Source organism: Dyadobacter jejuensis (genome assembly GCF_003149085.1).
GTDB classification, from domain to species: Bacteria; Bacteroidota; Bacteroidia; order Cytophagales; family Spirosomataceae; genus Dyadobacter; species Dyadobacter jejuensis.
The window spans coordinates 587,455-613,767 of sequence record NZ_QGDT01000002.1 but is presented as its reverse complement, the minus strand read 5'-3'; the positions used below and the strand labels follow the sequence as shown (position 1 = coordinate 613,767).

Here is a 26,313-nt window from a genome sequence, read left to right as displayed (position 1 = left end):
CTTTTAATATGAGGTTGTATAAGCAGGGAGGCTATTGCAGTATTGCGATAGCCTCCTTTGTTGTGATAATAGTCCTATTTAAAAAGAAAAGTTAAGTCGAGCGAAAAGAAGCCGGCCATTCATCCCAAATTGTGAGGTATTTCTGGAATACACAAACTGATTGGAATTGGATAGGTCGACGGTGGTAGCTGGATTGGTATACACTATTTTACCATCGACCACCGCCGAAGGCCTTTTGGCGGAGGTGGGGTTGTAATTTCTTTCGGGGTAAATATCAAAAAGATTGTTGGCACCTACCACCACTTTCAATATTTTGCTGACTTGGTAACCTACAGAGAGGTCGGTGATGAGCCGTCCACCCCATACCGGGTGTTCGTTTTCAACGGCTTGGCCTTCCACGATAATGGCGCCGATATAGCCATCCCCATTGACGTCGACGGTGTTGGGATCGGTAACTTTTCCAAAGTAGGCATTGCGTACAAACAGATCGAACTTATCGGCCGTCAGGGTGTGGCTCCAATTAAATTTTACCCGGGGTACTGCCTCCTGCAAATAGACTCTCGAGGCCTCCGAAAAGTAGCGATTTACTTGTTGGTTTTCGGCCAGAATAGCTGATGCTTTAATAGCGCCCACTTGCTTGGTTTGACTTACCGTCCCGGCAAGGTCTGTCTTCAGGGTGGCGCCGTTTTCGAAGCTGGCCTGATGGGAGATTACCAAGTCGATACCTTTGGACTCGGTGTCGATGGCATTAGAGAAGAAGGTTGCTGCGGTGGCATTGGCCTGATCGAAGAGTTGCTGCAACTGAATGGCTGAGCTAGTGTTGCCCACAGCAGGACGCGAAAACTGGTCGGTAAGCACCACCCTGTCGTCGATTTGGATGAAGTACCCATCGGCGGTAATAGTGAGGTTGGCACTCGGGATTTTGGCGGTGAAGCCCGCGCTAAAGCTTCTGGATTCTTCTTGTTTTAGCTCGGGGATACCTAGCAATTTAGCTGCATTGGAGGCATTGGTGAAGGTTCCCACTTCGTAGGGTATCCCACCTACAAATTGTGTGGAAGTGGAGTTGAAATACTTTTGAGCCAATGATGGGGCCCGAAAGCCTGTGGAGATAGCCCCCCTGATATTGAAATTCCGTGCGACTTTATAACGGGTGGCCACTTTAAAGTTGGTGGTATTTCCAAAATCGGAATAGTTTTCAAAACGCAATGCGGCTCCAATCAGCCACTGTTCGGTAACGTCCAGCTCGGTGTCTAAGTAAGCTGCTACGCTTTGCCGGTTGGCATCCTCGGTATCGGTTTCATTTTTTACACTAAAACCAGGAAATACCTGCGCTCCGCCGGGCCGGGCATTCCCAAAAAAATCGGTAGGGATGGTCCCATCCTGATTATTGGCATCGATGGGGACGCCATTGATGTCGTAGCGGGTGTAGGAGTTGAGGGCTCCAGCCTTGATGCCGTACGATTCGAAACGAGCCTCTGCTCCGAAAGCCAGGTTAAAACCGTGCATAAAATCGAATTTACGGTTTAGGTCAAGGTTAATGGTATTCTGCTTAAAGTTGAGGCCCCCGGCGTCGAAGCTGGTGGGGGAGTTTTCAAGCAGGGTAGCATTGATCGTATTTTCGACTCCATAATTGAAGGTGTTGGATCCAAATGTATTGCTAAGGTCATAAGAGAATTCTCCTAGCTTACCCCGAATACCAGCGGCTGCCGAAACATCGATGACGTCGGAATGGATTTCGGGTAGGAAGCCGTTGATAAAAATACCGGTATAGGTTCTCGACTGATTGGGTCGGCGGTAAAATCCTGCGGCATTTCCCTTTCTGAGGCCATAGCCTCCAAAGGCATAAAGTTCGTGGTTATCGTTAATAGGTAAGCCGGCATTGGCAAAAAACTGAACACTTTTTAGTTGCGATTGACCGATGCGCATGTTAAAATCACTCCTTTGTAGTCCTCTGTATTCCAGCTCATGATCCGTGACGTCAAGGTTCAATATTTTCTGAAGATCGCTGATACTACTGGCGTCTACGATGGCGGCTTGGGTACTAGGATCCAAGTAGCTCACTTGTTGAGCTCCCGCCTTAATAGCCGCCATATTGGAAACCAAGCCGCCCACATTGCCCCCGTTCTGCTGGGTGCGGTACTCAATAGCATTATAGGCATTAAAAATACTTCCCGTGGCAAAGTCGGCACGGTAGGTAGGCTTACGCATCAGTCCCGATGCCGTAAGGTTAATAAAGCCTTTTTTGCCGATGCGTACTCCATAGTTGGCGTCAAGCTGGAAGTTTTCGCCATCTAGGCCACCGGTATGGTTGTTGGAGCCTTGGGAACTGTTACCACCGCCATATAAGGATAGATTCAGTTTTCCAGTGCTTTCTTTCATTTTTACATTAATAATACCGGCAATGGCATCGGAGCCGTACTGAGCAGAGGCACCGTCGCGGAGGACCTCAATCCTTTCGATGGCATAGGCGGGGATGGCGTTTAGGTCGGTGCCCACCGAGCCTCGTCCTGGGGTACCATTTACGTTCACCAAGGAGGAGGTATGGCGTCTTTTGCCGTTTAGGAGTACTAGCACCTGGTCGGGTCCCAGTCCGCGAAGTTGAGCGGGATCGATATGGTCGGTTCCATCGGCCACTGTGGAGGTGTTGGAGGTAAAGGACGGGGCCACCACATTCAGGATTTGGTTCAAGTTGTTTTGTGGGACTTGGGTAGTCATTTGGGCGATTCCTATGACGTCGACAGGGACTGGACTCTCCGTTTTGACCCTTCCTCCGGCCCGAGAACCCGTTACGACGATTTCATCGAGGATGGCCGAACTTTGGCTCAGTTCAATATTAAAAACCGATTGCCCGGGGATTGTCACCTTGATCACCTGCGAACTATAGCCTACAAAACTGATGGTCAGTTGGTAGCTCCCAGTGGAGAGGTCCAGGTTGTAGCGACCCTCCGAATCGGTAATGGTGCCCGTGGTGGTGCCATTGACTACGACCGATACCCCAGGAAGGGGAGAGCGATCTGTGGCGTCGATTATTTGGCCGCTGATTCCTTGGGACCAAGCAATGGTGGCCAAGAGGGATAGCCCTAATGAGAATAGTAATTTCTTCATAAATTTTAGTCTTTGATGGATATGATGAATATTTAATTATGTAACCGAATGATTGTATTCGATTACCGTAATATGCATATATTTTAGGTGGAAAACAATAGAATTTATACTATTTTGATGTATGATTGTACAATATTTCCTTGGTTTGTAGGTGTTTTGGTTCAGAATAGGATTGTTATATAGAAAAAGGACAAAAAAAGCCGGCTTCAAATTGAAGCCGGCTTCGGTATTTTTACCAAGTATGGTTACCCTTATGATAAATTGAGCGCTCCGTTCATGGCACGAACTGCCTCGGCCGATTTTTCGAAGGCCGCTTTTTCAGCGTCACTAAGACGTAGGCTAATGATTTTCTCCCAGCCATTGCGGCCCAATACTACGGGAACACCCATACAGATGTCTTTTTGGCCATATTCACCGTTGAGGTAGACGCTACAAGGAACCACACGTTTCTGATTGCGAACGATGCTTTCTACCAGCATCATCACGGCGGCACCTGGTGCATACCAGGCCGATGTTCCGATGAGCTTGGTGAGGGTGGCTCCACCCACCATCGTGTCGGCGGCCACTTTTTCCAATTTTTCAGAAGACAGGAAGCGGCTTACAGGCATCCCGTTATAAGTAGCTAGACGGGTAAGGGGGATCATGGTGGTGTCGCCATGGCCGCCGATTACCATCCCGTGGATATCCAAAGGCGATACATCCATGGCCAATGCCAGGTAGGTTTTGAAGCGAGCGCTGTCGAGGGCTCCTCCCATCCCTATCAGGCGTTTTTTGGGGATACCCGATTCTTTAAAAGCCATATAGGTCATGGTATCCATGGGGTTAGAAACCACGATAACGATAGCCTTAGGTGAATATTTTAAAAGATTTTCAGTGACACTTTTCACAATACCGGCGTTAATCCCAATGAGCTCCTCACGGGTCATGCCTGGCTTGCGGGGAAGGCCCGAAGTGATGACCACCACATCCGATCCTTTCGTTTTTTCATAGTCATTAGTAGAACCAATGGGCTTGGTATTAAAGCCCAATAAGGCGGCTGTTTGGTACATGTCTAAGGACTTTCCCTCACTAACTCCCTCTTTTATATCCAGTAATACAACTTCTTCTGCCAGTTCGCGACGAATAATATTATCTGCGGTGGTAGCACCAACAGCACCAGCTCCTACGACGGTGATCTTCATATAATAACGGTTTTAATGATTTAGAAAATTGTATTTCACATTTGGCCTTAAATTTAGAATACATAATTTGTTAAAACCATATTGCGGCCAATTTTTTATATAAAAAGTGAAAGCAAGACGTCCATATTGCAATTATTTACGTATCTAATTAGTTATATTGCCAATAACAAATTTTTAAATACTGACTGATGGCAGACGATTCCTTATTGAACAGAATCTTAAAATCCGTTTTTTTTAAACAAGCTCAGAAGCGAGCAGGGGCCTATGCTGGTAATTCTTCTAGGTTGTTGAGCTTGGTGGCTAATGTGGCCAAAAAACTAAGTACTGGTAATTTTAGAAATAACCTTTCGGAAGTGAAGATACACTTGCAACTGCTTTCGAGAATGGTGAAGGCCTATGCCAAGGGCGATTATCGTGATGTGTCGTGGCGGAGTATGGTATCCATAGTAGCCGTGTTGATCTATTTTGTGTCGCCGGTGGACCTAGTGCCCGACTTTCTTCCTGTTTTGGGATTAACCGACGATCTGGCCCTTATCCTGTGGCTGGTGAAGAATATGAGCGATGAGATTATGAAATTTAGTGAATGGGAGAAGAATGAAAAAACGATTAAAATTGGATAAAGTCGGGCAATCACTTAAATTGTTGAAAAAGAATAATTAAATTTGTGAACATAAAAATTAAAATACAGTTATGGAATCAGCAACCGTTTTGGCATTTATGGGTTTGGGAGGACAGGAAGTTTTTCTGGTAGCCTTATTTGTTCTTTTATTCTTTGGAGCGAAAAAAATCCCTGAATTGATGCGTGGATTGGGTCAAGGTATCAATGAGTTTAAGAACGCTACCAAAGACGTTAAGGAGAATATCGAAAAAAGCATGGAGGACCCCAAATAGTCCTTTCATCATTTTTAATGAATCATATAGCAGAGCCGTTTAAGCACATTTAAATGGCTCTGATTCTTTGTTTGTAACCCCTCAATAATTTTAACTTTGAAAGAGTATCTGAGGTTAACTGAAATTCAGAAGGATTTAAGTGTAGGAGTAATTTCTTGTGTTGAACTAGTCAATCATTACCTCGATCGGATAGAGGCCCATAGCCACCTGAATGCGTTTGTAGAAGTATACCAGCAAGAAGCCAAAGAAACGGCCCTATTGGTGGATGCCAAAATTAAGGCAGGCACGGCTGGTAAACTCGCCGGCATGGTGGTAGGAATCAAAGACGTACTTTCTTGGAAAGGGCATGCCGTACAAGCCGGGAGTCAGATATTGAACTCCTATATAGCTCCGTACACCGCTACAGCCGTCCAAAGGCTCGTGGATGAGGACGCCATTATTATAGGTAGGCAAAACTGCGATGAATTTGCAATGGGATCTTCCAACGAGAATTCCTCTTTTGGTCCCGTACTCAATGCAAAAGACAATAATAAAGTTCCAGGGGGCTCTTCGGGAGGTTCGGCTGTAGCCGTACAGGCGGGCTTGTGCCATGCCTCGTTGGGCACCGATACCGGCGGATCGGTACGGCAACCGGCGGCCTTTTGTGGAGTAGTAGGATTGAAGCCATCTTATGGAAGGGTGTCCCGCTGGGGACTTATTGCCTATGCCTCTTCATTCGATTGTATAGGACCCATTACCAAATCGGTGGAGGATGCCGCTATACTTTTGGAAGTGATGGCTGGCAGTGACGAGTTCGATAGTACGGCCTCTTCGGCTCCAGTACCGGCCTATTCAGCGACGCTACATACCCAAAAGAAATATAGAATAGGTTATATGCAGGATATGGTGGATAATCCAGCTTTGGATCCCGCTATTCGCGACAATACCTTGGCCTTGCTCCATCGATTGAAGGAGGAGGGACACCAGGTAGAATCCGTGCAAATGCAGACCCTGAAACACTTACTGCCCACGTATTATATCCTCACTACTGCCGAAGCCAGTTCCAATCTTTCCCGTTTCGATGGGGTACGGTATGGGCATAGAAGTGCCGACGCGGTAGATCTAGAAAGCCTTTATAAAAAATCGAGGACGGAAGGTTTTGGTGCGGAGGTAAGGCGTCGTATCCTATTGGGAACTTTCGTTTTAAGTGCTAATTATTATGACGCATACTATACCAAAGCGCAAAGCGTTAGAAGGATGGTGCGTGATGAAACCGAAGCCTTTTTTAAAGACTATGATTTCTTTATTTCGCCGGTTACTCCTTCAACAGCCTTTAAGATAGGGGAGAAAACCGCCGATCCTATGCAGATGTTTCTGGCCGATGTTTTTACGGTACACGCCAATGTAGTGGGGTTCCCGGCCATCGCCATCCCCAATGGAGAAGACGCCGATGGAATGCCTATAGGGGTGCAAATAATGGCTCCTAACTTGAAGGAAGCCGATATGTTGGCCTTCGCTAATCAACTTAGCAAGCTAGCTGCCGGAACCTTGGACGTTTAAAGTTCTATACACCTATATATATAATTTTGTGCCAAATGGCCCATGGAAGTCCCCAAGGTAGCGTGCTGAAACGGGTAGGGGGAGGGTACGCTACGAAATAACAAACACATACTCAGTCGTTTATTGAAAAGATAGTCCTAATAAGAAAAGATTAAACTTCAAAAGAAATTTACTAATGAAGATTTCAAAGAAAATATTTTGGTCAGTTGCCCTGATAACAGGAATGTGGTGTGTAGATGTGGTGGCGGAGATTCCTCAACATGTGGAGGTAGACGACCAGGATACTCTTGGGATAGCGGCGGTTGCTGATGAAATCGCCTTGGAAGCTATGCCTGAAATTGAAGAAATAGGTACGCAGCCCTCCATTGACTCTGAGCTGCTGAAGGAGCGTTTCTCAAAGTTAGAGAAGTCTATTCCCTTGCGCTATCATGAGGCCTCTCACGAATTTGTAGAGTTTTTTATATATAAAAGGAGTTCCTTCACCCGCTCTATGATGGAACGTAAGGCTTTGTTTTTTCCTATGTTCGAAAAACTTTTGAAGGAGCACGGACTTCCCGAAGAGCTGAAATATTTGTCCATGATAGAGTCAGGGTTGAATCCTCGGATCATTTCGAGGGCTAAAGCTGGTGGTTTGTGGCAATTTATGCCTGCTACAGGCAGGGAGTTTGGACTGAAGCAGGATGGCTACGTCGATGAACGCTTCGATCCTGTCAAATCTACCGAAGCGGCATGTAAGTATTTAAAGCAGTTGTACCGAATTTTTGGTGATTGGGAAATGGCCCTGGCCTCCTATAACACGGGTCCTGGAAATGTGAAAAGAGCCATGCGCCGTTCGGGTGGTACTACCTTTTGGACCATCTACAACTCCCTTCCCCGTGAAACACGATCGTATGTACCCCAGTTTGTAGCCATCAACTACATGATGAATTATGGCAATGACCACGGTGTGTTTCCCGAAAATCTAGAATTTGTAATTCCCAGTGATACCATTCAGCTGAACGGTGCTATCGACTTGGTGGCATTTTGTAGGCATAGTGGAGTGGATTTGGAAGTCTTAAATAAACTGAACCCCCAGCTGGTAAAAACGAGCCTTCCGGCTTCTACTCGGAATTTTATTCTGAAAGTACCTAGTATGCACTATACCTACCTCAAAAACAATAGGGTGGCCATTATGGACTCTTGTTCCGGAAAAATGGGCGCTACTGATGGTATGATAGCACAGGTGGGTTCGGTCGACGTGCTCAGCACCCGTCAAACTACCGATGCACAAGGGAATACTTATCAGACAATTACCAAGCTTATTACCCAAAAATCGACGCATCGGGTTCGTAGAGGGGAGACTTTATCGGTAATAGCGCGTCGATATGGCGTGGGCGTGTCGGAACTGAAGAAATGGAACCATATGCGTGGTAGTACCATTCGGACGGGTCAAGCCTTGGTGTACCACCGCCAAGTGAAGGAGGTAGAGAAAGTGAAAGTGGTGGCTGCTGCTGAGAATAAGGCGGTCAAAACCGAGCCTGTAGCAGCAGTGGACGAACCCACCGTGGAAGTGGCAACGGTTGCCGAAACGACTACCACTACCAAGCTGGTTAATAAAAAATTGACACACCTGGTTCGTAGTGGAGAGAACTTGGGGTCTATTTCCACTAAATACAACGTATCGGTATCCGATCTTAAAAAATGGAATAAGCTAAGACGCTCCCTGATTCTCAAAGGTCAGAAACTGATTGTTTACACGCAGGTTAGGGAGCAAGTTGCTGCCACCAAAGTCGAAAAGGAGGGTGCGAAAGCAGCCAATCGGAGCCAACAGTATTATACAGTACAACGGGGGGATACCCTATGGACGATTTCGCAGCGCTATGGCTTGCAAGTAGAAATATTGAAGAAAACCAATAACATAGAAGGGAATGCCATCAAGCCAGGTCAAAAATTATTGATTTCAGGCTAGGACTTACCTCGAATTACACATGCTAATAAGAATTTATGATTGCTTACATTAACGGAACGGTTGCCCATAAGGACCCTGCTTATACCATTCTGGATGTAAATGGGATCGGCTACGAATTACGGATTTCCTTGCAAACGTTTTCGGCTATGCCAGAGTTGGGAAATAAATGCAAGCTGGTAACTTATCTTAATATCCGCGAGGATGCCCATATCCTCTATGGTTTTGCTGAAGAGCAAGAAAAACACCTGTTCTTGGAACTGGTGAGTGTGTCCGGTATTGGGCCGGCTACAGCGCTGGTGATGCTCTCCTCTCTTTCTTATGAGGAAATTATGAAAGGGATTGCCGAAGAAGATCTCCGCCTGATCCAATCCATTAAGGGAATTGGGCTCAAAACGGCCCAGAGGGTAATTCTGGAACTGAAAGATAAAATGCGGAAGGAGTTCTTACAGGGTGCGTCGTCAGGGACTGCTTCAACGCCTCAGGCGAGTGTGAGGTCTGAGGCCCTTGCCGCATTGGTGACTCTTGGTATACCCAAAGCTACTGCCGAAAAGAGTCTGGATGCGATCCTTAAAAAGGAAGGTAGCGCTATAACCGTAGAGCAGCTGATAAAACTCGCTCTACGGTAAGTTTGTATCTCGGAATTTTCTAACAATATTTGAATATTGCATTGGATTGATATTGAGTTCAAGGAGTTTTAGTTATACCATTTTCCTTTCAAAATAGAAATTTAGCTTTGTCGTCTACAATTTACTCTATACTTTTTAAGGTTCTTACATTTTCGGCAAGTTCGGTTTTATTGGCCACTGCAGTATCGGAAGTGGAGACGCTTGAAAATAGGCCCAGGCCCTCCTTAGTAATGGTAGAGGATACCATTCCTGACAGTTCAGCCAAGAGTGTGAGCCGTACCAATACCCAAATGGTAAATAGGTTGCAGGATTACTATGCCAATAAATTGATAGAACCTCGGCCTCAGTCTTCGCTCTACCTAAAGGACCCGGCAACCATTTCTACGCGCATCCTGATGGATAGCTCGGGGAAGTTAGGGGTGTCGGAGGTGATCAATACGGGAAAGGGCGACCTGGAATACAAAAAACCGGTATTCTTGGAACTCGACGAGTATGATGAGCTGCAAGAAAAAAGAGCCTTTAAAAGCCTGTTGAGCGACTACGCTGCCCGGCAGGACGGAAAGAGTGCCATGGGAGCCCGGGGGCTAATGCCCAAGCTGGATGTGCCCCCTGGCCTGACCAAACTATTGGGCGACGATTTTATCAATTTCAAACCTACGGGTTTCGTTTCGCTGGATTTGGGGGTTATGAATCAGTTTTTGGACAATCCGGCCATTCCTATTCGTCAGCGACGCAATACCCAATTTGTTTTTAATCAGCAGATCAATATTAATTTCGATGCCAAACTTGGTGATCAGCTGGGATTTCAAACCAACTTCGATACCAAAGCCAACTTTAATTTTGAGAATGCCATACGGTTAAATTATAAGAATCCAGAGGAAAGCTTTATACGTAAGATAGAAGCCGGTAATATCAATTGGGCCATCAATAGCCAGTTAATTCCCGGTGTTCAAAACCTCTTTGGACTTCGTACCGACCTGCAATTTGGCCGCTTGAGTGCTAGTGTCGTGGCATCCAATCAACGTTCGAGCAAGGAGCGTATGGTGCTGCGTGGAGGTGCCCAGAGTAGGGAGTTTGAAATTAAGGCGGATACTTACGACGAAAACCGAAACTTCTTTCTTTCACAATATTTCAGGGATAACTATGAGAAATCTCTGCAAAGTACTCCGAATATAACCTCTGGGATGGCCATTACCCGGTTGGAGGTATACATTACCAACCGAACCACCACCACCGAGTCATTAAGGAATTTGGTGGCCTTCGCCGATATGGGGGAACCGGACCCTTATCGAAAAGGTAACGCCAATTTGGCGCCTATTCAGGCCAATTTGCCCGTCGACAATAAAACCAATGGACTCTATAATACCTTACAAAATAATGATGGATTCAGGCAGGTAGACAACGCCAATAGGATCATCTCGGGCCTAGGCTTCGAGAAAACGGTGGATTATGAGTTGCTGCGTGGTGCCAAGAAATTGGTTGCTGACAGGGACTATACCTATAATACACAGCTGGGGTACATATCGCTGACCACGGCCCTAAGAAACGACGAGATATTGGCGGTTTCCTATGAATATACCCTCAATGGAAGGGCCTATCAGGTGGGGGAACTCACGGAGGATTATCAAAACCGACAGGACGATGAGGTGATCGCCCTTAAGCTCTTGAAGTCTTCGACGATCAGGAATAATACCAATTTGCCCATGTGGGACCTGATGATGAAGAATATTTATTCGTTGGGTTCGGGTCAGATGGACAAACAAGGCTTCCAGCTACGGGTTATTTACAAGGATGACCTGACGGGAATAGATAACCCCAATTTACAAGAGAGTAGCATTGCCAACTTACCATTAATACGGCTAATGGGACTCGATAGGCTCAATCCCGTTAACGACCTGCAGCCCGACGGTAATTTTGACTTTATCGAGGGCATAACTGTCGACACTAAAACGGGGAAAATTATATTTCCGGTTCTAGAGCCTTTTGGGAATACGCTCTCTAGCAAATTTGCAGCTGGCGAGGACCAGTTTCGCAGCAAGTATGTGTTCAACGAACTCTACGACAAAACCATGATCGATGCGCAACAGGTTACGGAGCGCAATAAGTATTATTTGAAAGGATCGTATCAGTCTAGTTCGGGTACCACCGTTCAGTTGCCGTTCAACGTGCTGGAGTCGTCGGTGACGGTGACCTCCGGTGGGGTGCCATTGAGTGCCGGTACCGACTATTTGGTGGAGGCTCAAATCGGCCAGGTAAAGATTATAAATTCTAGCGTTCTGAACTCGGGTAGGGAAATCGTGATCGAATATGAGCGTCCCGATATGTTCCAAAATCAAATTAGAACCTTGGTGGGAACGCGCCTGGACTATGTGGTCAACCGGGACTTAAGTGTGGGGATGACGGCCATTAAGTACAAAGAAAGGACGGCGGGATTTTTGACAAGGGTGTCGATAGGGAATGAACCCGTCAATAACACCATGCTGGGTTTCGATATCAATTACAGGAAGGATGTTCCCTTTCTGACCAGGTGGTTAGATAAGCTACCCCTGATCCAAACCAAGGAGATGTCGTCTATCCGGTTCAAGGCCGAGTTTGCCAAACTCTTTCCGGGAGTGAGTAACGACGTAAATAACCGCTCTTTGGTCGATGACTTCGAGTCTACTCGGACCGTCTATGACTTGGCAAGGCAGCCGCAAAAATGGAGCCTTGGGTCGGTTCCCGAAAAGTTCAGGGTAGGGAGTTCGGCTAATAACCTCGAATATGCCTATAAAAGAGCGAAGATATCGGCGTATACGGTCGACAATATCTTTGGAGGCGACCAAGGCTTAGGTGGAGGGTATAATCCCCCGGCCAATATCACAGAAGCCGACCGGGAGAATTTCTATGAAAGGCTCTTCCTTCCCAATGAGATATTTCCGAACCGGTCTATAGCTGGCTTGGTAACTTATCCTCAAAATATCCTGGACATCGCTTACTATCCTAGCGAGAGGGGGATGTACAATTATAATACGGATTTGCAGCCAGATGGAAGGCTTAAAAATCCCACCCAAAATTATGGGGCTTTGACCAGGGCCATCACCTCCGACAACGATTTCGATAATGCCAATATTGAGAACATAGAATTTTGGATGCTCGATCCCTTTATCAAGGACGAAAAGGGAATCGTACGCGACGGTTTCGAAAATAAGGCCAATACCACAGGTGGTAAACTGGTTTTTAACCTTGGCGATATTTCGGAGGACGTAATCCCCGATGAGCGCTATAATTTTGAAAATGGCTTGCCCTTAGTCGACAAGGTGGTAGGGGTCAATGTTGACTCTACAGCCTGGGGCTATGTTACCAAATCGCAGTACCTGATCAATGCCTTTAGCAATGAGTCGGGTGCCCGTGCCAAGCAAGATGTGGGTTTGGATGGACTTAGTAACGAAGAAGAGCGCATTTTCTTTAAATCTTTTATAGATAAATTGCCCGCCACCTTAAGCCAGGAGGCTAAGGATCGTATCCTGGCCGACCCCTCTGGCGATGACTTCCAATTTTTTCTCGGAGATCAGTTCGACCAAGCCGATGCCAAAATCTTGGAGCGGTATAAGAACTATGTGGGAATGGAAAACAACTCGCCCGAAAGTACAGGCGGTGCTGGCGTAACCCCCGCCGCTACCAACCTACCCGATGGTGAGGACATGAACGTGGACAATACCATCAACGATAACGAAGCTTATTACGAATATGAAATTCCCCTGAGACCCGACCAACTAGAGGTGGGCAGCGGATTTATTGTTGATAAAACCGTGACGGATGGGCAGAATTGGTATCTTTTTAGGGTCCCTATACAGGAATTTACGGGTACCGTTGGAGCCATCAATGGCTTTAAGTCCATTCGGTTTATCCGCATGTATCTGTCCGAGTTCCAGCAGCCTGTTGTGCTACGTTTTGCGCAGCTGCAAATGGTAGGCCAACAGTACCGTCAGTATACGGCCGATTTGGACAATACAGAGCTAGGCGAAGTCCCCGAACCTTACGATGCTAATCTGACGATCGGGACGGTCAGTATTGAAGAAAATGGGCAGGCCAATACGAGTTCAGACAGAAAGTATCAATATACTTTACCTCCTGGATGGACGCGGGATCAGGATAATACCCAACGTCCCCCCTTGCTGTTGAACGAACAATCTATGAGCGTATGTGTGACCAACCTGAGAGATGGCGACGCAAGGGCTGTATACAAAAATGTCAATCTAGACTTGCTCTTCCGTAAAAGACTGCGGATGTATATTCACATGCAAAACGAGCAGGATGAAAGTGGTATGGTGGGAGCTTTCCTACGGTTGGGAACCGACCTTACCCAGAACTACTATGAAATAGACCTTGCGGCCTTGCAGGCTACTTTGCCGTCGGCCAATACCGCCGAGGAGATATGGCCTGAGAGCAATGAGATTAACTTGGCCCTGTCGGACCTTATTAATGTAAAGGCCCTGCGCAACCAGCAGTTGGATTATAATCAAAGCTTGCCCTATTCGACTACCACCAGCGATGGCAAATACAAGCTGTCGGTAGTGGGAAATCCTGATCTTAGCGCCGTAAAGGTGATGATGATCGGCGTACGAAATACAAAATCAGCCGACCAAGCCTCCAAAAGTTTCTGTATCTGGGTCGATGAGATGCACGTAGAGGGCTTCGACGATCAAGGAGGGGTGGCGGCTATAGCACAGTTGGACGCTAAGTTGGCCGACTTTGCCACCGTCTCTGCATCGGGAAGGGTCGAAACCGTCGGGTTTGGTAGCGTTCAGCAGCGTATTGGAGAGCGGTCCAGAAACCTAACTACCGAGTTTGGGGTATCGTCCAATGTGGCGCTCGATAAGCTCCTCCCTCAAAGCTGGGGTTTTAGCATCCCCATGTTTGTCAGTTACGACCGGCGGTTGGTAAGGCCACATTTCGACCCCTTAGATCCGGACACTCCATTGAGCACTTCTTTGGATAACCTGTTCACCCAGGAAGAGCGTGACGGCTATAGGCGTATGGTGGAAGAAAGTTCGACAAAAAGGGGGATTAACTTCTCCAATGTTCGAAAGGTTAAAACTAAACCAGGGGCGGTCAATCATTTTTATGATTTTGAGAACTTTGCCTTTACCTATGCCTTCAGCGACGACCGACGCCGAAATATCCTGACTCAGGAATACACCCAGCGTATGTATAAGGGAGGGATCAGCTATACCTATAGTAGTCAACCGAAAGCCATAGAGCCCTTTAAAAATTGGGAGACTACGGACCGTTGGGGCGAGTGGATCAAAAACTTTAATCTTACCCCGCTGCCCAATATGGTGTCGTTACGTGCCGATGTGGATCGCCGGTATTTGAAAACCCAGCTACGTAGTGCCGACCTTACCATCGATGGGATTCAGCCGATGTTTGAAAAGTATTTCTGGTTCAATAGGGCCTACGACCTAGGCTGGAACCTCACCCGTAACATGACCCTCACGTATTCGGCCACGGCCAACGCCATTATCGATGAGCCCTATGGGGAGATAGACAGTCAACAGAAAAAGGATTCGCTATGGACGAATTTTAAAAGACTGGGGAGGATTAAGAATTATAACCAAAATATAGATCTGACGTACCGTCTACCGCTCGATCAGATCCCGATACTGGATTGGATGAGTGCCGATTACCGGCATTCGGTAGGGTATCAGTTTCAGGCCAATGCCTACGGATTGACCGACTCCAATGGGGAGCTTTTTGGGAATATAATTAGTAATAATCGCGAACGAGGCGTGACGGGTAGGGTCGACTTCGTGGCCTTGTATAATAAACTCAAGTATTTGAAATTTGCCAACACTCCTTCGGCAGGTCGCAAAAACTTTGCGAGGAGTCCGGGTGACATGGAAGAAGTGGACATGCGGACCACCGACCTTGCCAAAAGCCTTACCCGCTTGCTGATGACGGTAAGAGGGATTAACTTTAGCTATACCGTCGAGGAGACCACCTCCTTGCCTGGTTATCTACGTGCCCCGAAATATTTTGGTTTAGACCAGGTTCAGGCGCCAGGATTAGGCTTTGTACTCGGGCAGCAGTATCGTGACTTCCAGGTAAGGGCCGCTCAAAACGGATGGATATCGACGAGTACCGAGCAGAATCAACCTTTTCAACAAACCATTGCCAAAAGGTTTACAGCGAACACCAGTTTAGAGCCCTTTAGGGATTTTAAAATGAATATCAGTGCCCAGTTGACCCGACAGGACGCTTATCAGGAGTTTTATAGGCCCGAGAATGTGGGAAGTGAGTTTGTATCGCAAAGTGCCCTCCGAAACGGGCAGTTTAGTATGTCCTTCCTCTCCTTCAAAACGGCTTTTGAAAAGGCCAATAGGGATAACACCTCCGAAGTGTTCGATAAATTCAGGGAGTACAGGAGCATTTTACGCGACCGGCTCAACCAGGAGAATAATAACGGTGGGGAATATAACGAAAACTCGCAGGATGTTCTTATTGCCGCTTTCTTCGCTGCTTACAGAGGCAAGGACCCCAACACCGTACGTACCAATCCATTCTTGAAATTCCCGATGCCCAACTGGGATATCAATTACAGTGGCTTGTCGAGACTGGAAGTATTCAAGCGATTCTTTAGTTCCTTTGTTTTAAGGCATAAATACATGTCCAATTACAGCGTCGGGAACTTTACTTCTTCTTTGGACTATGAGGCATTGTATGTCAACCTAGCGGTGATGGGTTACCCCATTTCCTCACGGCTCAATGAGCTCGGCCAGTACATACCCGTATTTGCCATGAGCACCATCACCCTATCCGAGAAGTTTCAACCCTTAATAGGCATGGAAGTCCGTACCCAGAGCCGGGTGACGGCCCGGCTAGAATATAACCGGGATAGGACAGTAGCCCTGAATTTGTCCAATTCGCAAGTGGCCGAATTGTTTAATCAGGACATCACCGTCAATATTGGTTTTACCAAAAATAATGTACCCTTGCCATTCAAGTTCAATGGGGTCAAAAAAACCTTGAAGAACGATTTGACTATGCAACTGGGGTTGACCTTTAGAGATAGCCGTCATATTCAAAGGAAGTTTGATGGAGAAAATATCCCTATAGCGGGTAATATCAATTTTCAATTGAATCCCACAATAAACTATATGGTAAACAACCGGTTGAGTTTTACTTTGTACTTCAATAGGACGTTTAACGACCCCTTGGTGTCGAATTCCTTTTATCGATCCAGTACGGCTGGTGGAATTCAGTTGAAATTCAATTTGGCCGAATAAAATTAGTATTTGGAAAATAGCTTCGACATCCTGTAATTTGTGGGTGAAATATTACAGTAACTTTATTCGAGATCAATCATGAATTTCCCAGCAGAACTTAAATACACAGAAGATCACGAGTGGATCCGCATTGAAGGCGACCAAGCTTTTATAGGAATCACCGAACACGCTCAAAAAGAACTGGGTGATATTGTATATGTAGATATCAATACCGTTGGTGATCAGTTGGAGCAGGGAGAGATTTTTGGATCTGTAGAGGCAGTAAAGACGGTCTCTGACTTGTTTATTCCTGTCAAAGGCAAAGTTCTTGAAGTAAATGAAGCATTGGATGCCGCACCTGAGCTGGTGAACTCGGATCCCTATGGCGAAGGCTGGATGATTAAAATCAGTATCGACGCTGCCGATGCAGCTACCGGATTATTATCTGCCGATGAGTATAAACACTTTGTTGGTGCTTAAAAGAAGCTAAAGCTCCTAAGGGAGCTTTTTTTTTGAAAAAATTCAAAGACTTAGGGCAGCACATCGGTACAAGCCTTTGGGCTTAGCGTAGTAGATTGGAGTGTCTAAATTTATTAAAGTACATATTAAATGCAAATTTTAATTCGGTCGGCACGAATTTTTGATAAAGAGTCCGAATTTAACGGGCTTACCAAAGATATTGTTGTAGAAGACGGTGTTATTAAAGAAATAGGGGATGCCTTGATAGCTCCAAATGCGAAGGAGTACCAGGCAGAGGGACTGTGTGTTTCGATAGGCTGGCTCGATATGCGGGTAGGCTCCAGAGATCCGGGTTTAGAGCATAAGGAGGACTTGCAGACGGTCCGCTTAGTAGCCGAGCGGGGAGGATTTACCGAAATATTGCTGATGCCCAATACCGAACCGGTTGTTCAAAGCAAAGATACGATTAGGTATATCCAGGCGGCAGGCGATAATGGGGTAGTGAAGTTACATGTGGCTGGAGCGGTCACGCGTAAAACTGACGGTGTGGATTTTACGGAGATGATGGACTTGCATCAGGCCGGAGTAAGCGCCTTTACCGATGGAAGCAAAACCCTTCAGAATGCCGATATATTACTGAAATCTATTCTGTATCTGTTGCCGTTAGATACTTTATTGATCAATAAGCCCGAAGATGGCCAACTGGCCTTGTTTGGGCAAATGCATGAAGGGGTTACCAGTACCTTAATAGGAATGAAGGGTATTCCATCCTTAGCGGAAGAAATGATGGTTATTCGCGATTTGAAACTGTTGGCATACGCCTTGGAGGGACGTCCTGAGCGCCCTACCAATCCGCTGTTACACATCTCTCTTCTTAGTACGGCCGAAGCCGTGGAGCATGTCCGAAAAGCCAAAGAAAACGGGCTTCCCGTATCCTGTGACGTGGCGGCACATCAACTGGCCTTTTTAGATGAAGACCTCATGAGTTTCGACACAAACTTAAAGGTGAGCCCACCCTTTCGCTCTCAACGCGACCGGGAGGCCATTAAAAGGGGACTTGTGGATGGTACCATCGACGCCATCGTTTCCGATCACTCCCCCCAAGATGAGGAGAGTAAAAATCTGGAATTCGACCATGCCGAAGTGGGCATGTTAGGCCTAGAAACCTGCTTCTCTACCGCCATAGCCCATTCTGGGTTGGATGTAGAAACCGTCGTGGATAAGCTGAGCCGAAGCCCAAGACAAATCTTAAGAATGCCTGTTCCGAAGATTGCAGTAGGAGAACGCGCCAACTTTACCTTTTTTAATCCTGAGGATTCATGGACTTATAGCCGGACACTTTCGAAGTCCAAAAATTCACCCTTCTTGGGCCAGGCGCTTCAAGGAAAGGTGTTAGGAGTTATGAACCGTGGAGAGATACGTTGGTTCTAAAAGGGACCAATGCAATAGATACTGATACCAATTCATTATGAATGCGATAATACAATATTTTAACAAACCAATGTTAAAGCTCCCCATGCTCTTTGGTTTGATTACCGGGGTACTGGTGTTTGCTTTTTTTCTTGGGATCTATTTTATGGGGATTGTACCATTAGGTAATAATAAGATCTTAGACTTTGGTATTCATGTGATTATGATGGCCAGCGCATGCTGGTATTACCGCAAGAAGGTAGGCAAGGGATTGCTGCATCTATGGGAAGCGCTTACGATCTGTTATATCGTCAATACGATCGCTTCTTTTATTGCTGGCTGGTTGATTTACCTTTTCGTTACCTACGTCGACCCTACCATCTTTACCCGTTATCTGGCCGAAATGGCTACTTTGCTCGAGGCTGGAAAGGCCGAGCTCGTAAAGAATATAGGAGAGGCGGAATATGCTAAAATGTTTGCCAGTATTCAGCAAATGGATAAATCGGAAATCATTACCGATGAGATAAGTAAAAAAACAGTGATGGCCATCATTCCGATATTAATTATTTCCTTGATATTTCGGCAACAGGATTATGGGGTTTTTCATAAAAAAGCGTAGTTTTATTTTAATAAAATTATTTTCAGTTTACATGGTTCTTTAATACTAAACCTACATCAGATGGAAGATCAAGTAAGTTCGGCGAGGGTAGCCCTCAAGTATGGCGTATTGACAGCGGTAGCAACGATGATATATAGTACCATCATTAGCGTGGCCGGAATGACGAGTAACCAATGGGTGGGCTCCTTATCCTTTATTATTCTGATAGTAGGGCTAGTATTGGCCCTAAAAAATTATAAAGAACAAAACGGCGGCTTCATGACCTTTGGTCAGGGCTTAGGCTTGGGAACCTTGCTGTCGGCCATAGCGGGCCTTCTCTCCTCCTTGTTTAGCATGTTTTATTTGCAGTTTATCGACAACTCCGCCCTCACCGAGGGGATCAATAAGGTGCGCTCCGATATGGAGGCCCGAGGAATGGACGATGCCCAAATAGACCAGGCTGTGGCGATGTCGCAGAAGTTTATGACTCCAGGAGTGATGTTCCTGATGGGAGTTTTTGGATTTTTACTCGTAGGTTTCTTTCTTTCCCTGATCATCAGCCTGATTCTTCGCAAAGAGAAACCCGTTTTTGAATAGGAATTTAACCCATTTTCTGTGTACGCTATTTTTCAAAAGGAGCTCAGTAGTTTTTTTAATTCGCTTATTGCCTATATGGTCATGGCGGTTTTTCTGCTGGTTGTAGGGCTCATCGTATGGGTGTTTCCCGACTCAAATATTCTGGATTATGGTTATGCTGATTTGGCCTCCTTTTTTTATTTGACTCCCTATTTGTTTTTGTTTGTGATACCAGCAATTACGATGAGGTCCTTCTCCGAAGAGGTTCGGATGGGTACCATCGAGCTCCTATTGACGAAGCCCATCACCATTTGGGAATTGGTGCTAGGGAAATTTATGGCCAATTGGTTGTTGGTATTGCTTACTATATTCCCCACTCTGATATTTGTATATAGCGTATATCAACTGGGGAACCCCGTAGGTAACCTGGACCTCGCCGCCGTGGCTGGGGGGTATATTGGCTTGGTATTATTGAGTGGCTGTATGGTGGCCATGGGCATCTTTGCTTCTACGCTCAACGAAAATCAAATTGTAGGTTTTGTGTTGACGGTCCTATTGGTCTTTTTCTGGTTTATTGGGTTGGGAGCCATAGCCCAACTCTTTAATAGCGGTTTTATGGCTCAGTTGCTCTCTTATATGGCACTGGACGCTCAGTATCAGTCTGTGGGCAAAGGACTGGTAGAAGCGGGGAGTGTAGTATATCAATTGAGCTTAATAGTCCTGTTTTTATACTTTACCGTTCAGCGGGTAGCCACATTGAAACGCTAGATAACTGCCTGGTTTATTTATTTTTTTGGTATTATCGGAGAGGGAGAGAAGGCTTTTTGTTCTAGCTCCTTCTTTTGGCATTATTCTTTTATTCTGGGTTCCAGAATAATTTTTGATTCACGATTCAATCCAATCTGCTACTAAAAGCGTATGTAAGTTAGAATTTGTATACGTTAAAGCAATGATTTGTGCCATTTTTAGAAAAGGTCAGCGGGGCTTAATAGCCGATTGGAATTGAGGAGTTAAATTAAGATTGAGGGTTTCAGTTCGTATGCAATCCTTTCAAAATTAATGAATACCGTTTTTATACTACCAATTAAATGTTAAGCATCCTTTGGCGACCAATACGTTAAAATACACTGAGCAAGAACTGGTGGTGGGTCTTAAAAGAAACGACCGAGCCGCCTTTGAATACCTGTATGATCACTATTCAGGGGCTCTGTTTAATATTATCCTCAAGATAGTGCGGGATGAGGAAAGAGCAGGGGATGTGATGCAGGAGGTTTTCCTGAAAATATGGAAGCGTATGGCGCTCTATAATCCAGAGAAAGGCCGACTGTTTACATGGATTGTGAACATTGCACGCAATACGGCGATAGACGCTACCCGGACTGAAACCAGGAAGCCATCTATGGTCGACGTCAACGATAGGACGGTTCATGACCAAGCCGACTCCACGGAGCGCCCCGACTCCGGCCAAGAAGAACTACGTGCCTTGGTGGGGCTGTTACGGCCCGAGCGAAAACAATTGGTCGATTTGGCATACTTTCAAGGGTATACCCACGAAGAGATAGCCAACAATCTTAATATTCCGTTAGGGACGGTAAAGTCAAGAATTAGAACGGCTCTTCAAGAGCTAAAACAATATTTTGCAGTATGAATATAGAAGCCTATATAGCGTCTGGAATCATAGAAGACTATGTACTAGGCACTGCTTCTGAACAAGAGAAGCAGGAAGTAGCGTGTATGTCGCATATATATCCCGAAATCAAGGAAGAAGTACTTCGTATGGAAGAGGCCATGGAAGCTTATGCCCTCAAACACCAAAAGGCTCCGTCCAAGCAACTCAAGGCTAATATTTTTGCCAAAATGGATTTTGATAATGGGCCGGGCACAGAGGAGAGCACCGATGCGAAGATTATCCCCTTAGACAAGGGAAATACCCCTATAGAACATAACGTAGAGAAAGACGCCCAGGTGGCGTCTACCCGTCCGAAATGGACGAAAATGGCGGTAGCTGCTGGCTTGGTCCTGGCGCTATTGGCTGGTTGGGCAGCCTATCAACTCAAAGCGCTTAACGGAGCTAATTCGGATATGGCCGAGCGTATGGAACGCATGGAGGTAGAGTTGGCCTATAACAGTGCATTGGCCGACTTATACCGCGATCCATCCTATAAGATGGTACGATTGGTAGGCCTAGAAAAGTCGCCGGAGAGTTCGGTTTCCGCATTTTGGAACGACAGCTCTCAGGAAGTGGTCCTGGATGTACAGAAACTCCCGGCGGTGCCTGCTGGCAAGCAGTATCAGCTATGGAGTATCGTCGACGGTGTGCCTGTGGATATGGGAGTGCTCGATTCGGACTTCGATAAAAAGATCCTTAAAGTGAAAAAAACCAAACCTGGCACCTCTGCCTTTGCCATCACCCTGGAGCAAGAAGGGGGGAGTCCTACCCCTACCATGGAGGAAATGTATGTAATGGGCAATGTGTAGCGAATTAGATAGGGATACTTCCCCGTTTAAGCAAAAAGAGGAGGCCTCCAAATGGGGGCCTCCTCTTTATAATTCGGGTAAATCGGTACCTACGATACCATCACCGACAACACTTGCTCGAGGATGATCTTTCCATCGGTATTGCCTAAGGCTTCGTCGGCGGCGCGCTCCGGGTGGGGCATCATTCCGAACACATTCCTGTTCTTATTGCATACGCCAGCGATGTTTTCTAGACTACCGTTGATGTTGGCATCTGGGGTAATCTGCCCTTGGGCGTCGCAGTATTGAAACAAAATTTGGTCGTTATCTTTAATCTCTTGAAGGATAGAGGTTTCAGCAAAATACCTTCCATCGGCATGGGCCACGGGGATTTTATAGGCCCGGGCTTTGTCCAGCCCCGAGGTAAGGAGGCTGTTGGTGGTAGCGGCTTTTAAATGTACGTTTTTACAGATAAATTTCTGGTTGATATTTGGGAGTAACACGCCAGGGACGAGCTGAGCCTCACAAAGAACCTGAAATCCGTTACAGATTCCCATGACATAGCCTCCGCGATTGGCATGCGCGATTACTTCATTCATCAGGGGGGAGAAACGGGCTATAGCCCCAGAGCGGAGATAATCTCCATAAGAAAATCCCCCGGGAAGTATAATAAAATCACAACCCTGAAGGTCGTGGTCCTTATGCCAAAGCTTTACGACTTGCTGCCCAAGGTTATGCTGTAAGGCATATACGGTGTCATCATCGCAGTTGGAACCAGGGAAAACTACTACTCCAAATTTCATCTGATATTCGTTTTATATTTGAGCCTTGCCTCACAAAAGGGCAAGAAACATGCTTTTGAACAATAGTGGCCCTTCGGGAAAAACACTCCACCTGAGGCCTATAAGCTACAAAGATAATGCTTAACAGGAATGCGACCTATCGCCGCAACTCTTTTTTCTTAAAATCTACCCTCCAGATATAATCTAAAGAGCAGTTTTGTTGTTATCAACGGTGTTTCCTAGGCTTTATGCCTTTTTTAGTATCTTGCATTCTATAAAAATAATATATTGATGTTTACAATAGAGTTTTCGCGAATTGTTGATCCAGTGATGTTAAAGCTGGATCGCTGGAGTTTGGACGCTGCCAAATTGATCCCCAACCTAATTCTGGCCGTTTTTATGCTGATTGCCTTTCGGTATATCGCCAGTTATACGAGCCGGATCGTTACACGCATCCTCACTCGCCTGTCGAGTAATACTGCTTTAATAGGACTATTGGCCGCCCTTACCAAAATTTCTATCTTTATGGTAGGGATATTTTTTGCCCTGGGGCTGATGGGCCTAGAAAAAACGGTAGCCTCCCTGGTAGCCGGTGCAGGAGTACTCGCTTTGGCTATTGGTTTCGCCTTTCAGGACCTCACGGCCAATTTTATTTCGGGGGCCTTTATTGCGATACAGCGACCTATTAGTGTAGGAGATATCATCGAAACCAATGGCTTTACCGGAAAAGTACTTTCTATTAATTTACGTTCGGTATTGCTCGATAATTTTGCTGGGCAATATGTGGAGCTGCCGAGTAAGGATATTTTTCAGAAGCCCATCGTCAATTATAGTAATTCTGGTGAGCGACGTATTCAATTGCAATGTGGGGTGGCCTATGATTCGGACCTTAATAGCGTGGAAGAGCTGGCCGTCGATACCATCAAGGCATTGGATTTCCTGAGTGCAACCCGCCCCGTTGAGCTGCAGTTCACGCAATTTGGGGATAGCAGTATCGATTTTCAGCTGTTATTTTGGATAGACCCCTTAAAAGGTGGCCCTGGCCCAGCGAAGAGCAAGGCCATCAAATCGCTTAAAGTAGCCTTCGAGAAGGCTGGTATCGTGATACCCTTCCCCGTTCGAACTTTGGAATATGTGCCCAAGCCAGACCTTTCGACCGATGTGGGGTAGGGCTAAAAAAACCATGTAGAAAAGAACTTTTTTCTACATGGTTTTTTATATCAGTTCCCCTAAGGAAACTTTATATTAATAGCGGTAGGTTTCTGACTTGAATGGTCCTTCAGTAGAGACGCCGATATATGCAGCCTGCTCATCAGAAAGGGTATCCAATTTTGCACCTACGTGAGCCAAATGGAATGCGGCAACTTTTTCATCCAAAAGCTTTGGCAATACATATACTTTTTTCTCGTAGCTAGCCGTATTGTTCCAAAGCTCGATTTGTGCAAGCGTTTGGTTGGAGAACGAGCAAGACATTACAAAAGAAGGGTGACCCATGGCACAGCCCAAGTTTACCAAACGTCCTTCGGCTAGTACAATGATATCCTTACCATTTAGGGTATACATGTCTACCTGAGGCTTAATTTGTGACTTGGTAGCGCCATAGTTTTTGTTCAACCACGCCATGTCGATTTCATTATCAAAATGGCCTATGTTACATACGATCGCCTTGTCACGCATGTTTAGGAAGTGACGGTCAGTAATGATTTTATAGTTACCAGTGGCAGTCACAAAAATATTGGCACGTGAAGTAGCCTCTTCCATGGTTACCACTTCGAAGCCGTCCATGGCCGCTTGAAGGGCACAAATAGGATCGATTTCGGTTACTAAAACGCGGCAACCCGCTCCACGAAGCGATTCGGCTGAGCCCTTACCTACATCACCATATCCCGCTACTACGGCCACTTTACCGGCTAACATCAAGTCGGTAGCGCGACGGATAGAATCTACAAGCGATTCCCGACATCCGTATTTGTTATCAAATTTCGATTTGGTTACTGAATCGTTCACATTGATGGCTGGTAAAAGCAAAGTGCCATTTTTGTAACGATCATAAAGACGGTGTACTCCTGTAGTAGTTTCTTCAGACAATCCTTTGATACCCTCTACTAGTTCTGGATACTCGTCGAACACCATGTTGGTAAGGTCGCCACCGTCATCAAGAATCAGGTTCAAAGGCTTACGGTCTTCACCAAAGAAAAGGGTTTGCTCAATACACCAGTTAAATTCCTCTTCAGTCATACCTTTCCAGGCATAAACGGGTACTCCCGATGCTGCAATGGCTGCCGCAGCATGATCTTGAGTAGAGAATATATTACAAGACGACCAAGTAACTTCAGCACCTAAAGCAGTCAAAGTCTCTATTAATACGGCAGTCTGTATCGTCATGTGTAGACAACCCGCTATGCGAGCGCCTTTCAATGGCTGAGAAGGACCGTATTCGGAACGTATGGCCATTAATCCTGGCATTTCAGCTTCTGCAAGGGTAATTTCTTTACGTCCCCATTCCGCTAAATTGATGTCTTTAACCTTAAAAGGAATGTACTTTTCGGTTGTAGTTGCCATGCTTAAATTTCGTTTTAATTTGTTCAAATTCAATACACAAAATTAATAAGAAATACCACGATTGAGAAGAAAAGTAGATATAAATTGGGAGAATGGCGACCAGTTTAGATGTTTTATCTATTTTGATGGTATTTCCTAAATCAACTTAGATATTAGTCCGACTCAGCGTAGATCGATTAGATAAATTGTCGGTATGGAGCCCGTGCAGTATTTGCGAGAGCTGTTCCAATAAGGGTAGGCCGGGGGGGATGATCCTGTGGGGGAGCCACTCGAGGAGAGTAAAGTGGGGTGGTTAGCTCATGAAGGGAGAGCCGTAGAGGACTTGAGCCAACCACCAATTATATTATAGCAACACCGTAAAGCTTTTGAAAATGGCGCCTACCTTCACCGCATCGAAGATGCGCGCTTGGCTACCCCCATGGGTGAGTACCGACTGCTCATGCGAAGTAACGCACATTTCACAACCGTTCAGGGAAGATACCACCAGACTAAGTAGTTCAAAAAACTCTTTGCCCAATACCGGATTGACCATAATGCTCATCTTTATGCCGGCGGGTGCATTATTGTAAAATTCCTTGTCCATAAAGTGGCGGAAACGGTAGAATACATTATTAGCATTCATTAGGGAAACACAGGCGAGTACTTCCGCAATTTCCTTGTCTTCAGCCCCTTCTTCCTTTGCCAAGGCTTCAAGCGCGTCGATCAGGGTTGTATTTTTCTCATTTACAGCTACCGAAAGGCCTAAGAGTAGGGCCTCTTTTTTGTTAAGGTTTTGTGCCTTAAGTACATTGGTAAGATTTATCTTTAAATCTTTAAGATAGCGATGGTCCAAAGCGGCTAATTTATCAATGAGTACACTTTCAAAACCTTCGGAAATATTGAATTCTTTATACAAGGAGTCTTTCGTACTCCCTGTGCTAGCAAATGGGTACATG

The 26,313-nt window shown here is 45.9% G+C and carries 19 protein-coding genes; 14 read left to right on the top strand and 5 right to left on the bottom strand.

What is annotated here, in order from left to right:
• Positions 1-78: 78 nt before the first annotated feature.
• Both CLV98_RS06490 and mdh read right to left on the bottom strand, forming a co-directional pair.
• Complete coding sequence (locus CLV98_RS06490) at positions 79-3,105, bottom strand: TonB-dependent receptor (RefSeq protein WP_109673475.1); 3,027 nt, start codon at positions 3,103-3,105, stop codon at positions 79-81.
• 251 nt (positions 3,106-3,356) lie between these two features.
• Positions 3,357-4,286 carry a malate dehydrogenase gene (gene mdh, locus CLV98_RS06485; protein ID WP_109673474.1) on the bottom strand — a complete coding sequence of 310 codons (930 nt, stop codon included), beginning with the start codon at positions 4,284-4,286 and terminating at the stop codon, positions 3,357-3,359.
• Between the two features lie 188 nt (positions 4,287-4,474).
• Between mdh and CLV98_RS06480 the strand changes: the two genes are divergently transcribed.
• The 13 genes from CLV98_RS06480 to CLV98_RS06420 all read left to right on the top strand — a co-directional run bounded on the left by CLV98_RS06480 (position 4,475) and on the right by CLV98_RS06420 (position 22,055).
• A complete protein-coding gene (locus tag CLV98_RS06480) occupies positions 4,475-4,906 on the top strand; it encodes a YkvA family protein (RefSeq protein ID WP_109673473.1) in 432 nt (143 codons plus the stop codon).
• Between the two features lie 70 nt (positions 4,907-4,976).
• Complete coding sequence (locus CLV98_RS06475) at positions 4,977-5,177, top strand: Sec-independent protein translocase subunit TatA/TatB (RefSeq protein ID WP_109673472.1); 201 nt, start codon at positions 4,977-4,979, stop codon at positions 5,175-5,177.
• Between the two features lie 96 nt (positions 5,178-5,273).
• Positions 5,274-6,716, top strand: coding sequence for an Asp-tRNA(Asn)/Glu-tRNA(Gln) amidotransferase subunit GatA (gatA, locus tag CLV98_RS06470; RefSeq protein ID WP_109673471.1), 1,443 nt, complete (start codon positions 5,274-5,276; stop codon positions 6,714-6,716).
• 175 nt (positions 6,717-6,891) lie between these two features.
• Positions 6,892-8,664: a LysM peptidoglycan-binding domain-containing protein gene (locus CLV98_RS06465; RefSeq protein ID WP_109673470.1), complete on the top strand. Its 1,773-nt coding sequence runs from the start codon at positions 6,892-6,894 to the stop codon at positions 8,662-8,664.
• A 35-nt stretch (positions 8,665-8,699) separates the two neighbouring features.
• Positions 8,700-9,290: a Holliday junction branch migration protein RuvA gene (gene ruvA / locus CLV98_RS06460; RefSeq protein WP_109673469.1), complete on the top strand. Its 591-nt coding sequence runs from the start codon at positions 8,700-8,702 to the stop codon at positions 9,288-9,290.
• 107 nt (positions 9,291-9,397) lie between these two features.
• Entirely contained in the window at positions 9,398-16,555 is a 7,158-nt protein-coding gene (sov, locus tag CLV98_RS06455) for a T9SS outer membrane translocon Sov/SprA (protein WP_109673468.1), read from the top strand.
• A gap of 78 nt (positions 16,556-16,633) precedes the next feature.
• Entirely contained in the window at positions 16,634-17,014 is a 381-nt protein-coding gene (gene gcvH / locus CLV98_RS06450) for a glycine cleavage system protein GcvH (protein ID WP_109673467.1), read from the top strand.
• A 129-nt stretch (positions 17,015-17,143) separates the two neighbouring features.
• Positions 17,144-18,424: a dihydroorotase gene (locus CLV98_RS06445; protein WP_109673466.1), complete on the top strand. Its 1,281-nt coding sequence runs from the start codon at positions 17,144-17,146 to the stop codon at positions 18,422-18,424.
• 37 nt (positions 18,425-18,461) lie between these two features.
• A complete protein-coding gene (locus CLV98_RS06440; protein WP_109673465.1) occupies positions 18,462-19,022 on the top strand; it encodes a DUF4199 domain-containing protein in 561 nt (186 codons plus the stop codon).
• A gap of 60 nt (positions 19,023-19,082) precedes the next feature.
• Positions 19,083-19,598 carry a DUF4199 domain-containing protein gene (locus tag CLV98_RS06435; protein ID WP_109673464.1) on the top strand — a complete coding sequence of 172 codons (516 nt, stop codon included), beginning with the start codon at positions 19,083-19,085 and terminating at the stop codon, positions 19,596-19,598.
• Between the two features lie 18 nt (positions 19,599-19,616).
• A complete protein-coding gene (gene gldF, locus CLV98_RS06430) occupies positions 19,617-20,345 on the top strand; it encodes a gliding motility-associated ABC transporter permease subunit GldF (RefSeq protein WP_109673463.1) in 729 nt (242 codons plus the stop codon).
• Positions 20,346-20,679: 334 nt separating this feature from the next.
• Positions 20,680-21,225: an RNA polymerase sigma factor gene (locus CLV98_RS06425; RefSeq protein WP_109673462.1), complete on the top strand. Its 546-nt coding sequence runs from the start codon at positions 20,680-20,682 to the stop codon at positions 21,223-21,225.
• The gene (locus CLV98_RS06420; RefSeq protein ID WP_109673461.1) at positions 21,222-22,055 is read left to right on the top strand and encodes an anti-sigma factor; all 834 of its coding nucleotides are present in this window, start codon (positions 21,222-21,224) and stop codon (positions 22,053-22,055) included. The genes CLV98_RS06425 and CLV98_RS06420 overlap by 4 nt, the downstream gene beginning before the upstream one ends.
• 89 nt (positions 22,056-22,144) lie before the next feature.
• On the opposite strand, the gene purQ is transcribed toward CLV98_RS06420, so the two are convergent.
• Complete coding sequence (purQ, locus tag CLV98_RS06415) at positions 22,145-22,837, bottom strand: phosphoribosylformylglycinamidine synthase subunit PurQ (RefSeq protein WP_109673460.1); 693 nt, start codon at positions 22,835-22,837, stop codon at positions 22,145-22,147.
• Positions 22,838-23,107: 270 nt separating this feature from the next.
• Between purQ and CLV98_RS06410 the strand changes: the two genes are divergently transcribed.
• Entirely contained in the window at positions 23,108-23,986 is an 879-nt protein-coding gene (locus CLV98_RS06410) for a mechanosensitive ion channel family protein (RefSeq protein ID WP_109673459.1), read from the top strand.
• 75 nt (positions 23,987-24,061) lie between these two features.
• Here the strand turns inward: CLV98_RS06410 and ahcY are convergent, their stop codons facing one another.
• Positions 24,062-25,378: an adenosylhomocysteinase gene (ahcY, locus tag CLV98_RS06405; protein ID WP_109673458.1), complete on the bottom strand. Its 1,317-nt coding sequence runs from the start codon at positions 25,376-25,378 to the stop codon at positions 24,062-24,064.
• A 343-nt stretch (positions 25,379-25,721) separates the two neighbouring features.
• Positions 25,722-26,312 (bottom strand): carboxymuconolactone decarboxylase family protein, encoded by a 591-nt coding sequence (locus CLV98_RS06400; RefSeq protein ID WP_109673457.1) that lies wholly within the window; start codon positions 26,310-26,312, stop codon positions 25,722-25,724.
• Between the last annotated feature and the right edge of the window lies 1 nt (position 26,313).